Origin of the sequence: Streptomyces sp. V3I8 (assembly GCF_030817535.1) — a bacterium.
In the GTDB taxonomy this organism is placed as follows: domain Bacteria; phylum Actinomycetota; class Actinomycetes; order Streptomycetales; family Streptomycetaceae; genus Streptomyces.
In genome coordinates this window covers 210,807-221,437 of sequence record NZ_JAUSZL010000004.1, presented here as the reverse complement: position 1 = coordinate 221,437, position 10,631 = coordinate 210,807, and the positions used below count along the sequence as shown (strand labels likewise).

Here is a 10,631-nt window from a genome sequence, read left to right as displayed (position 1 = left end):
ACCGGGAGTGGCTGACATGCATGTGGCACCCAGCGCCAAGGGCACGGCGCCGTTCGGCGAGCACCAGACCTGGTTCCGCGTCACCGGCGACCTGCACGGCGGCCGGACCCCCCTGGTGGTGGTGCACGGCGGCCCGGGCAGCACGCACGACTACCTGCTCAACCTCACCGCACTGGCCCAGGACGGCCGGCCGGTCGTGCACTACGACCAGATCGGCAACGGCGGTTCCACCCATCTGCCCGACCGCGGCGCCGACTTCTGGACCGTGGACCTCTTCCTGGACGAGCTCGACAACCTGCTGCGGCACCTGGGAATCGCCGACGACTACCTCCTGTTCGGCCAGTCCTGGGGCGGTCTGCTCGGCGTGGCGCACGCCGCCCGCCGGCCCGCCGGGCTGCGCGGCCTGGTGGTGGCGAACGCGCCGGCGTCGTACCCGCTGTGGCTGCAGGAGGCGAAGGTGCTGCGCGACCTGCTGCCGCCGGGCGTCAACGACACGCTGCTGCGCCACGAGGCCGCCGGGACCACCGACAGCCAGGAGTACTTCGATGCCATGCGGCCCTACTACGAGCGGCACGTGTGCCGGCTCACGCCGTGGCCGCGGGACTTCATGGCCTCGTTCATGGAGGTCTACAACGACCCCACCGTCTACTACACGATGAACGGCCCCAACGAGTTCCATGTGATCGGCACCCTGCGCGACTGGTCGGTGGTGGAGCACTGCGCGGACGTGGCGGTGCCCACCCTGGTGCTGACCGGCGGGCACGACGAGGCCACCCCGGCGACGGTGCGCCCCTTCCTGGACCTGATCCCCGACGTGCGCTGGGAGGTCCTTGAGGAGTCCAGCCATATGCCCCACCTGGAGGAGCCCGAGCGGTTCCTGCAGGTGCTGCGCGCCCACCTGGACGCGCTGGGGGAGCAGGGTTCGTGACCCGCGGCGCGGGGGCCGGACCCCTGCGGTGCGGAAAGGGGAGGTTAAGGGCAGGGCAGGGGTGGCCTTAGGGGTTCCTGCGGCCCTGCATGAACTACCGTTGTTTCCAGCTTCAGGGCGCGCTCCTCGAATACCCGGGGAATTCAGTGACATTCGGACCGCAGTCGCGCGGAGGGTGAACGCCCCGTTCCGACCGGGCCGTTCCGACCGGGCTGTTCCGGTCATTCCAGCAATTCATCAGCTCTGGCACTTTTCCGTGCTTTCGGAATTGTCCGTGGTCCAGAAGACCGGAGGAAATATCGGATGTCCCAGCTGACTCTCAGCCCATTCGAGACAGTGCGTTTCCGTGCCCACGGACCACGCCAGATCGACGAGATCGCCAAGCGGTACGGGCTGCCGGCGGACCTGCGCGAGACGGTGCGCGTGGTGTCCGAGGTCCTGCCGTTCCGGGTGAACGAGTACGTGCTGTCCCAGCTCGTCGACTGGCAGAACATCCCCGACGACCCGATCTTCCAGCTGGTCTTCCCGCAGCGGGGCATGCTCACCGCCGAGGACGAGAACCTGGTGGCGCAGGCGCTGGCGAGCAAGTCGAGACCGCAGCTGAAGGCGGTCGTCGCGCAGATCCGCTCGCAGCTCAACCCGCACCCCTCGGGCCAGCGGGAGCTCAACGTGCCCAGCGAGGAAGGCGTCTCGCTGGCGGGCATGCAGCACAAGTACCGCGAGACGGTGCTCTACTTCCCCGGCCACGGCCAGACCTGCCACAGCTACTGCACCTACTGCTTCCGCTGGGCGCAGTTCGTGGGCGACGCCGACCTGCGGTTCGCGGCCTCCAGCCCGGACGAGCTGATCGGCTACCTGCGCCGGCACCCGGAGGTCAGCGACGTCCTGGTCACCGGCGGCGACCCGATGGTGATGACCACCGAGCGGCTGCGCTCGCACCTGGAGCCGCTGCTGGCGGTGGAGAGCGTGCGCACCATCCGTATCGGCACCAAGTCCGTGGCCTACTGGCCCCACCGCTTCGTCACCGACCAGGACGCCGACGACGTGCTGGCACTGTTCGAGAAGGTCGTGGACTCCGGCCGCAACCTGGCGGTGATGGCGCACTTCAGCCACCCCCGCGAACTGGAGACGGACCTCGCCCGCCGGGCGCTGTCGCGCATCCGCGCCTCCGGCGCCCTGGTCTACTGCCAGGCCCCGCTCATCGCGCACGTCAACGACGACGCCGCGACCTGGAACGAGATGTGGCGCGCCGAACTGGCCGCCGGCTCGGTGCCCTACTACATGTTCGTCGAACGCGACACGGGCCCCTACGGCTACTTCAAGGTCCCGCTGGCCAACGCCGTGGAGATCTTCCAGAGCGCCTACCGGGCACTGCCCGGGCTGGCCCGCACCGTGCGCGGACCGGTCATGTCCGCCACCCCCGGCAAGGTCGCCGTGGACGGTGTGTCGCACACCCCGCAGGGGAGCTTCTTCCAGCTGCGGATGCTGCAGGCGCGCAACCCCGAACTGGTCGGCCGGGCCTTCAGGGCCCGCTACTCGCCCGACGCCGCGTGGGTGGACGACCTCGAGCTGGATCCCGACACCCCGCCGGACCTGGCGGCCGCGATCAACGGCGGCCCGCCCAGGTCCTGAGCGGCGGGCAGGATCCGAAAGGAGACGGCCATGTCAGGCCGGAACGTGTCCCCCAATCTCGCGCTCAACCAGCTGGTGGCCGAGCGCACCGCCGCGGGGGAGTCCCTCGTGCACCTGGGCTTCGGCGAGGCGCGGCTGCCCGCGTTCGCCCCCCTGCTGGAGCGGCTGGCGGCGGGAGCGCACCGCAACGCCTACGGCCCCGTCGCGGGCGGCAAGGATGCACGCGAGGCGCTGGCCGGCTACTTCTCGCGCCGCCGGATGCCCACCGACGCCGACCAGGTGGTCCTGGCCCCCGGCAGCAAGCCGCTGCTGATGGCCCTGCACCTGAGCGTCGAGGGCGACGTGCTGCTGCCGCGGCCCTGCTGGAACTCCTACGCCCCCCAGGCCCGCTACCTGGGCAAGCAGGTCATCGGGGTGGACATCCCCCAGGAGTGCGGCGGGGTGCCCGAGCCGGCCGCGCTGCGCGAGGCGGTCCACGCCGCCCGGGTGCTGGGCCACGATCCGCGGATCGTGGTGCTGACCCTGCCCGACAACCCCACCGGCACCCTCGCCCCGCCCGCGCTGATCCGCGAGATCTGCGCCGTCGCACGGGAGGAGGACCTGCTGATCGTCTCCGACGAGATCTACCGCGACGTCGTCCACGACCCCGCCACCGAGGTGCTCAGCCCGGCCGAGGTGGCCCCCGAGCGCACCGTCGTGACCACCGGGCTGAGCAAGAGCCTGGCCCTGGGCGGCTGGCGCATCGGCGGCGCCCGCTTCCCCGCCAACGCCTGGGGCCGCCGCATCCGCGAGGGGGTGGTCTCCGCGGCCAGCGAGGTGTGGTCCACCCTGGCCGGCCCCATGCAGGAGGTCGCCGCCTACGCGTTCGCCGAACCCCCCGAGATCCGCGCACGCCTGGCCGCGGCCGCCCGGCTGCACGGCGTCATCGCCCGCGACGTGCACCGCATCCTGGTGGCCAACGGCGCCGTGTGCCGGCCGCCGACCGGCGCCTTCTACGTCTACCCCGACTTCGAGCCGCTGCGCGAGGAGCTCGCCCAGCGCGGCGTTCACGACTCGCTCTCCCTGCACCAGCACCTGCTGGACGAGTTCGGCCTCGTCGTGCTGGCCGGCCACCACCTGGGCGACGACGAGCACGCCCTGCGCTTCAAGGCCGCCACCAGCATGCTCTACGGCGACACGGCCCAGCAGCAGGAGCAGTCACTGGCCGCGGCCGACCCGCTCGCCCTGCCGCACGTGCGCAACGTCATGACCCGTATCGAGGAGACCTTCACCAAGCTCGTCCCCTGAGCCCCGCAGGTCCTGAGCCCCGGAGGTCCTGAGCCCGAGCGCCCGGCCGCCGGCCGCCGCCTGCCTCCTGCCGCCTGCCTTCTGCCGAGGAGTGAACCGCACAGATGACCACACAGCCCGAACCCGACATTGGCAGCGCGCTCGTCTTTCCCGGCATGGCGCCCGTCCGCTTCGCGGACGTGGCGAAGTTCATGCTGATCAACCCGCACGCCCGCCGCCTCCTGCAGAGCGCGGACGAGGCGCTGGGCTACTCCCTGTTCGACCGCTACCGCGAGGCCGACGGCGACTACACCGAGTACGCCCAGGTCGCCTTCTTCGTCAACTGCTTCGCGCTGGCGCACTGGGCCGAGCAGGAGTACGGCATCCGCCCCGACGCGGTCGCCGGACCCAGCTTCGGCAGCAAGGCGGCCGCCGTCTTCTCCGGCGTGCTCGGCTTCAGCGACGCCGTGCGGATGACCGCGCAGATGGCCCGCTGCGAGAACGACTACTTCTCCCGCGAGTACCAGAACGCCGTCACCCTCTCCTTCACCCGCACCCCGCGCGCCCGCCTGGACGAGGTGCTCGCCGAACTCACCGACCGCGGCGAGTGGCACGACCTGTCCTGCCACATCGACGACGACTTCTACATGGTCTCCCTCGACGCCGGCAGCGTGGAGTGGATGGAGAAGCAGCTGCGCTCGCTGGGCGGCATGCCGCTCTACACCATGCGCCCGCCCATGCACTGCAGCGCCTTCGGCGCGCTGCGCGAGCGCATCGACACCGAGGTGCTGGCCGGCCTGACCTTCGCCGACCCCACCCTGCCCGTCGTCGCCGACCAGGACGGCGCCGTGCTGAGCACCGGTGAGCAGGTGCGCCGCATGCTCCTGGACGGCTACGTGCTGCCGGTGCGCTGGCCGCAGGTGGTGGCCACGCTCAAGGACCGGCTCGACATCGGCCGGATGTACGTGTGCGGCCCCGACAGCCTCTTCGGGCGGGTCGGCGTGACCACCCGCGCCTTCGACGTCGTGCAGGCCAGCCCCCGCACGGCCATGCTCCCGCGCCGCACCGCGGTCGCCGCCTGACAGCAGGCGGCGCGCCCTTCGGCGACAGCTCGTCACCGAAGGGCGCGCCGCACCCGGCCGGTCTCAGCCGCCCAGGTGGCCGGCCACCTGCGACAGCGCGTTCCACAGCGTGCCGGGCGTCGCGAAATTGTCCATCGTCAAAGCGTCGTCCACGAAACGCACGTCGTACGCGCTTTCCAAAGCGGCCAGCAGTTCGACCGTTCCCAGCGAGTCCAGACCCAGATCACGCAGATCGGCCCCCGCATTCAGCTCCTCACCGTCGCCGAGAAACGGAAGATGTTTCCGCAGGGTCTCCTCGAACTTCTCGTCCCACATCGTCAGTTCCTTCCCGGGGAAAATAGGTCCACTGGCCTACGAATATATTCCGGGAAGCCGCCGGAAAACCGCTCCCTCACCCCCCTAATCACGCAGCGACGCCCCTTATTCGGAGAAAGAATGTTGAAGACGATCGAGGACGCGCTGCACGCGCGGTTCCTGCGCGGGCTCGCCACCTCCGGGCAGCGCCCGGCCCTGCACCTGGGGGAGCGGACGGTCAGCTACGAGGAACTGCACGAACTGGCCCTGCAGTGGGCCGGAACCCTGCTCGCCTCACCCGCCGGACCGCCCGCGGCGATCGGCGTGCTGGCCGCCAAGGGCCTGGAGGCGTACGCCGGCATCCTCGCCGGCCTGTACACGGGAGCCACCGTGGTGCCCCTGCACCCGGCCTTCCCCGCGGCCCGTACCCGCAGCATGCTGCAGGACGCGGGCGTCTCGGCGGTCCTCGCCGACGACGCGGGCCTTGCCGCCCTGGAGCAGGCCCTGGGCGACGGCGACGGCGTCGGCCTGCCGGTCCTGGCGCCCTTCGCCGCCCGGGGCGCCGGCACCGCGCGGCGCCTTCAGGCGGCGCCCCGCGACGCCCTGCGCGAGCCGCGGCCCGTCGCCCCCGGCGACCGCGCCTACATCCTGTTCACCTCCGGCTCCACCGGCCGGCCCAAGGGCGTGCCCATCGCGCACGGCAGCACCACCCACTACTTCCGCCTCATCGACGAGCGCTACCGCTTCGACGCCGACGACGTCTTCTCCCAGACCTTCGACGTCAACTTCGACTGCGCGATGTTCGACATGTTCAGCGCCTGGGGCGCCGGCGGCGCCGTGCACCCGGTGCCGCTGCAGGCCTACCGCGACCTGCCCGCCTTCGTCGCCGAACGCCGCATGACAGTCTGGTTCTCCACCCCCAGCACCATCTCCCTGCTGCGCCGCACGGGCTCCCTGGCCCCCGGCGCCCTGCCCGGCCTGCGCTGGAGCCTGTTCGCGGGAGAGGCCCTGCGCGACCAGGACGCCGCCGACTGGCAGGCCGCGGCCCCCGCCTCCACCCTGGAGAACATCTACGGGCCCACCGAACTGACCGTCACCGTCACCGGCCACCGCTGGTCCCCGCGCACCTCGCCCGCCCTGTGCGTGAACGGCCTGGTGCCCATCGGCACCGTCCACGAAGGACACGAGCACCTGCTGCTCGACCAGGACGGCCGGCCCACCGACGCCGAGGGCGAACTGCTCATCACCGGACCACAGATGACGAGCGGCTACCTCGACCCCGAGCACGACCGCGGACGCTTCCTCCAGCACGAGGGACGCACCTGGTACCGCACCGGCGACCGGGTGCGGCGGCTGGCCGGCGGGGAACTGGTCTACCTCGGCCGCCTCGACGCCCAGGTGCAGATCCAGGGCTGGCGCGTGGAACTGGCCGAGGTCGAACACGCCGTGCGCACCTGCCCCTCCGTGCAGGACGCGGTCGCCGTCGCCCGCACCGGCGACGCCGGCACCGAACTGGTCGTCTTCTACACCGGCCGGCCCACCCCCGCCGCCGCCCTGGCCGCCGCCCTGCGCGCCCTGCTGCCGCAGGGCATGGTCCCCAAGCACTACCGGCACGTGGAGGACTTCCCCCTGAACTCCAACCGCAAGGTCGACCGCAAGGCCCTGCGCGAACAGGCCGCCGTCCTGCCCGCCCCCTCCTGACCCGCCCCGCCCGCCTCTTGCCGATCCGCCCCGCCCGTACGGCCTCACGACCTCACGACCTCCAGGAGACCACCATGTCCCACGCCGGCAGCGCCGCCCCCTTCGGTGACGTCATCACCGGGCACGCCGATGCCCTGCACCCCGAAGGCGTCGACTGGGACCCCGGCCGGCAGGCCTTCGTGGTCAGCTCGACCCGGCACGGCACCGCCTCGGTCGTCGACGGCCACGGCCGCGTCAGTGCGCTGGTGAGCGACCCCGACCCGCGGATCGTCTCGAGCGTGGGCATCACCGTCGACGTGCCCCGCAACCGCCTGCTGCTGGGCTACCACGACCTGGGCATCGGCGCCCGCTCCACCCCCGAGACCAACCTCAAGGAATCGGGCCTGGCGATCTACGACCTGACCACCGGCGAGGAGCAGCACCTGGTCGACCTGGCGCTGGGCGAGGAGCCCATGCACGCCGCCGACCGCATCGCCCTGGACCTCGAGGGCACCGCCTACGTCAGCGACCCGGCCGCCAACAAGATCTACCGGGTGGGCGTGGACGGCACGGCCGAGGTCCTCGTGGACAGCCGGGCCCTGTCACCGGGCTGGGAACTGGGCACCGGCGCCGGGGTGATCGGCCTGCGCGTGCACCCGGCCGGCTTCCTGCTGGCCCTGCACTACACCACCGGCCAACTGCTGCGCATCTGCCCGCGCAGCGGACAGGTCCACCAGGTCACGCTCTCGGGCGGGCCCATCGTCGGCGGTGACGCGTTCGCGCTGCGCCCCGACGGCACCGCGGTCGTGGTCAGCAACAAGCTCGCCACCGACCACGGCCGCGACGCGGTGATCGTCCTGAGCCCGCAGGAGGAGGACTGGTCCAGCGCCAAGACCCTGCACGAGCAGGCGTGGCCCGAGGCGAACCCCACCGACGTCCTGCCCACCCCGCACGGCGACTACGTGCTCAGCGGCCGCCCCGAGTACCTCTTCCGCGGCGAGACGGCCGACGACTTCGTCCTGCGCCGCATCTGACCCCCGCCCCGCACCCCCGCGCACACGCCCCGTATCCCCTCGCACACGCCGCCGGCCGGCCCCCCTTTGCACCACAAGGGGGGCCGGCCGGCGGCGTGTGCCCGCGGCAGGGGCCGCCCGCTCAGCTCTGGACGGACTCGGGGGCCTTGGCCCCGGACCAGCGCAGCATGGCCCGCAGCGCGAGCGTGAGGTCGGCGCCGGTGGGCGCCCGCTCGGGATCGACCAGCCACTGCGCCATCACCCCGGTGGCCATCGCCTGGAAGAAGGCGCCCATCGCCCGCAGCGACTCCTCGTCCAGGTCCTCGGCGCTCTCGCCCGCGATGCTCTTGAACAGCTCGGTCATCGACTGCCGGCCCTGCTCGACACCGTCGGCGAGCGCCGGCTTCAGCTCCGGCACCCGGTCCACCTGCGCGAAGACCTCGAAACTCGCCAGCAGCAGCTGCCGGTTGGTGGTGTACTTGTCGACGATCTGCGACCAGACCGCCTCGAACCGCTCCACCGGCGTCGCCTGCGGATCGACGTCGGGGACCTCGGTCGGCGAGATCTCCTTGCCGCTCTCGTCCAGCGCCTCCAGCAGCGCCGCGTTCAGCAGCGCCTCCTTCGAACCGTAGTGGTAGCCGATGGAGGCAAGGTTCGCACCGGAGGCGGCGACGATGTCCCGCGTGGTGGTACGGCCGTAGCCCTTTTCGATCAAGCAGCGCTTGGCGCCGATGAGCAAGTCCTCACGATGTCCCATGCTTCAACCTTAGTCGACGTCCTATACATACGTTCCATACACTGCGCTTCCCGTTCACCCCCGGGCAAGGCCCACGACCCCGCGGACCTACGGGTCCACAGCCTCGTGGACCTACGGGTCCACGGCCCCGGGGGGCGGCAAGGGGGTGCGGACCCGCCGCGCGGCGGACCCGCACCCCCCGGGGGTGCGCAGGCACGGATCAGACGCCGGCCACCGCCGCCAGCGCGCTGCGGTCGGTCTTGCCGTGCGCGGTCACCGGCCACTCCGCGACCACGTGCAGTTCCTTGGGCGCCATGTAGGCCGGCAGGCTCTGCGTGCAGAACGCGCTCAGCTCGGTGCCCTTGGGCGCCGTAGCGCCCGGCGCCATCGACACGAACGCCCCCAGCACGGCCTCCCGGCCCGGGCGCTGCACCACCAGCACGGCGGCCGCGGTGATCCCCGGGAACTCCAGGATCCTGCGCTCCACCTCGCCGGTCTCCACCCGGTTGCCGCGGATCTGCACCTGGGAGTCGACCCGCCCGCAGAAGTACATCTCGCCGCCGCGGCCCCGGTAGGCGAGGTCACCGGTGCGCAGCACCAGCTGCCCCGAACGCGGATCCAGCGGGTCGGGCACCTGGGCGCGCCGGGTGGCCTGCGCGTCGTCCCAGTAGCCGGTGAACAGCGCCGGGGTGCGCAGGTGGATCTCGCCCTGCACGCCCGCCTCCTCGACCACCCGCCCCGAGGAGTCGACGATCATCATCTCCGCGCCCGGGTGGGCGAAGCCGATGGACAGCTTCTCCAGGTCCGGCGGCAGCGGGTTGGGCACGTCGGTGAACGAGCACGCCATGGACTCGGTGGCGCCGTAGCAGTTGACCAGCCGGGCGGCCGGCAGCAGCTGCTGCAGCAGCCGCAGCTCCGGCAGCGGGAAGTCCTCGCCGCAGAACAGCACACCGCGCAGCTTGTCCAGCGCGGCCAGCTGCTCGCTCTCGTGGCGCAGCACCGAGCGCCAGATCGAGGGCACCCCGTCGACCTGGGTGACCTCCATGTCCCGCAGGAAACGCACGAACCGCCGCGGCCAGCGCAGCGTGTCGCGCGGCACGGGCACCACGGCCGCCCCGCTGCCCAGCGCCAGACCGATGTCCAGCAGCGAGAAGTCGAACTGCAGCGGCGAGGTGGTGGCGACCCGGTCGCCGCTGCCCACCAGGGCGTGCTGGAGCATCCCGCGGTAGAACGACACCACCGCCCGGTGGCTCATCACCACCCCCTTGGGGCGGCCCGTCGTCCCCGACGTGAAGATCATGTAGGCGGTGTCGGTGCCCACCGGCTCGCGGCGGTGGCGCACCCGCGGCGCGGGCCGCCGCTCCACCATCAGCCCCTGCGGCCCGAACCGCCCCAGCCCCAGCCCCCGCGGCAGCCCCTCCCGCAGACCGTCCGCCGCCTGCACGTACAGGCCCGGCCCCGTGGTGTCGACGATGGTCAGCAGCCGTTGCAGCGGCGTCTCGGGACTCACCGGCACGAAAGCCAGACCCAGCGTCGAACAGGCCAGGAACATCGCGATTGCCGAGGCGCAGGTGTCCGACTCCAGGATCACCCGCTCACCCATGTCCAGGCCCAGACCGTCCAGCACGGACACGTAGTCGTGGACCCGCTGCTCCAGCTGCCGGTAGCTGACCATGGCCGGAGCGCCCTGCGGCCCGTCCTCGATCACCGCCGGCGCATCCGGGGTCACCCTGGCCCAGGCCAGCATGAAGTCGTGCATTCTGTCGATCGGCGCGGAAACCGACACCGACATCTCTTGGCGCAAGCTCACGTGAATATTCCCCCATCACTGGCGGCGGGTTATGGCGGGCCCGGTATTCACCGGATCCATGCTCCGGCGGCGGGGCGTACACGCAGACGGCCCTGAACTGTCGAATGCAAAGTTTTCGCGGGCCGGCCGGATGCGCGGACAGACGCTGAATTCTGCGTCCGGTAACACGCAATTCTCGGACTCTCGACCG

At 71.7% G+C, this 10,631-nt stretch carries 9 protein-coding genes; 6 read left to right on the top strand and 3 right to left on the bottom strand.

All coding sequences use genetic code 11. From position 1 onward, the window contains the following. Nucleotides 1-16: 16 nt before the first annotated feature. The 4 genes from QFZ75_RS40950 to QFZ75_RS40935 all read left to right on the top strand — a co-directional run bounded on the left by QFZ75_RS40950 (nucleotide 17) and on the right by QFZ75_RS40935 (nucleotide 4,908). Nucleotides 17-928 carry a proline iminopeptidase-family hydrolase gene (locus QFZ75_RS40950; RefSeq protein ID WP_307545919.1) on the top strand — a complete coding sequence of 304 codons (912 nt, stop codon included), beginning with the start codon at nucleotides 17-19 and terminating at the stop codon, nucleotides 926-928. Nucleotides 929-1,231: 303 nt separating this feature from the next. After that, a complete protein-coding gene (locus QFZ75_RS40945; RefSeq protein WP_307545917.1) occupies nucleotides 1,232-2,560 on the top strand; it encodes a KamA family radical SAM protein in 1,329 nt (442 codons plus the stop codon). Between the two features lie 30 nt (nucleotides 2,561-2,590). Continuing rightward, a complete protein-coding gene (locus QFZ75_RS40940; RefSeq protein WP_307545915.1) occupies nucleotides 2,591-3,847 on the top strand; it encodes a pyridoxal phosphate-dependent aminotransferase in 1,257 nt (418 codons plus the stop codon). A gap of 104 nt (nucleotides 3,848-3,951) precedes the next feature. Then, nucleotides 3,952-4,908 carry an ACP S-malonyltransferase gene (locus tag QFZ75_RS40935; protein WP_307545913.1) on the top strand — a complete coding sequence of 319 codons (957 nt, stop codon included), beginning with the start codon at nucleotides 3,952-3,954 and terminating at the stop codon, nucleotides 4,906-4,908. Nucleotides 4,909-4,971: 63 nt separating this feature from the next. Here QFZ75_RS40935 and QFZ75_RS40930 read toward each other — a convergent pair whose 3' ends face one another. Beyond that, nucleotides 4,972-5,223, bottom strand: a complete 252-nt coding sequence (locus tag QFZ75_RS40930; protein WP_307545911.1) for a phosphopantetheine-binding protein — start codon at nucleotides 5,221-5,223, stop codon at nucleotides 4,972-4,974. A 120-nt stretch (nucleotides 5,224-5,343) separates the two neighbouring features. Between QFZ75_RS40930 and QFZ75_RS40925 the strand changes: the two genes are divergently transcribed. Together QFZ75_RS40925 and QFZ75_RS40920 are read left to right on the top strand one after the other, a co-directional pair. Then, on the top strand, nucleotides 5,344-6,903 hold the full coding sequence (locus QFZ75_RS40925) for an AMP-binding protein (protein ID WP_307545909.1): 1,560 nt from the start codon (nucleotides 5,344-5,346) through the stop codon (nucleotides 6,901-6,903). Between the two features lie 74 nt (nucleotides 6,904-6,977). Further along, nucleotides 6,978-7,916: a gluconolaconase gene (locus QFZ75_RS40920; protein ID WP_307545907.1), complete on the top strand. Its 939-nt coding sequence runs from the start codon at nucleotides 6,978-6,980 to the stop codon at nucleotides 7,914-7,916. Nucleotides 7,917-8,037: 121 nt separating this feature from the next. Here QFZ75_RS40920 and QFZ75_RS40915 read toward each other — a convergent pair whose 3' ends face one another. Further along, the gene (locus QFZ75_RS40915) at nucleotides 8,038-8,652 is read right to left on the bottom strand and encodes a TetR/AcrR family transcriptional regulator (RefSeq protein ID WP_307545905.1); all 615 of its coding nucleotides are present in this window, start codon (nucleotides 8,650-8,652) and stop codon (nucleotides 8,038-8,040) included. A gap of 199 nt (nucleotides 8,653-8,851) precedes the next feature. Continuing rightward, nucleotides 8,852-10,441: an AMP-binding protein gene (locus QFZ75_RS40910; RefSeq protein ID WP_307545903.1), complete on the bottom strand. Its 1,590-nt coding sequence runs from the start codon at nucleotides 10,439-10,441 to the stop codon at nucleotides 8,852-8,854. Between the last annotated feature and the right edge of the window lie 190 nt (nucleotides 10,442-10,631).

What these genes read in the sequence shown, in the direction of transcription:
- QFZ75_RS40920 (WP_307545907.1), top strand. Translation starts at nt 6,978, where the DNA reads ATGTCCCACGCCGGCAGCGCCGCCCCCTTCGGTGACGTCATCACCGGG.
- QFZ75_RS40945 (WP_307545917.1), top strand. Translation starts at nt 1,232, where the DNA reads ATGTCCCAGCTGACTCTCAGCCCATTCGAGACAGTGCGTTTCCGTGCC.
- QFZ75_RS40950 (WP_307545919.1), top strand. Translation starts at nt 17, where the DNA reads ATGCATGTGGCACCCAGCGCCAAGGGCACGGCGCCGTTCGGCGAGCAC.
- QFZ75_RS40930 (WP_307545911.1), bottom strand. Translation starts at nt 5,223, where the DNA reads ATGTGGGACGAGAAGTTCGAGGAGACCCTGCGGAAACATCTTCCGTTT.
- QFZ75_RS40915 (WP_307545905.1), bottom strand. Translation starts at nt 8,652, where the DNA reads ATGGGACATCGTGAGGACTTGCTCATCGGCGCCAAGCGCTGCTTGATC.
- QFZ75_RS40940 (WP_307545915.1), top strand. Translation starts at nt 2,591, where the DNA reads ATGTCAGGCCGGAACGTGTCCCCCAATCTCGCGCTCAACCAGCTGGTG.
- QFZ75_RS40925 (WP_307545909.1), top strand. Translation starts at nt 5,344, where the DNA reads ATGTTGAAGACGATCGAGGACGCGCTGCACGCGCGGTTCCTGCGCGGG.
- QFZ75_RS40935 (WP_307545913.1), top strand. Translation starts at nt 3,952, where the DNA reads ATGACCACACAGCCCGAACCCGACATTGGCAGCGCGCTCGTCTTTCCC.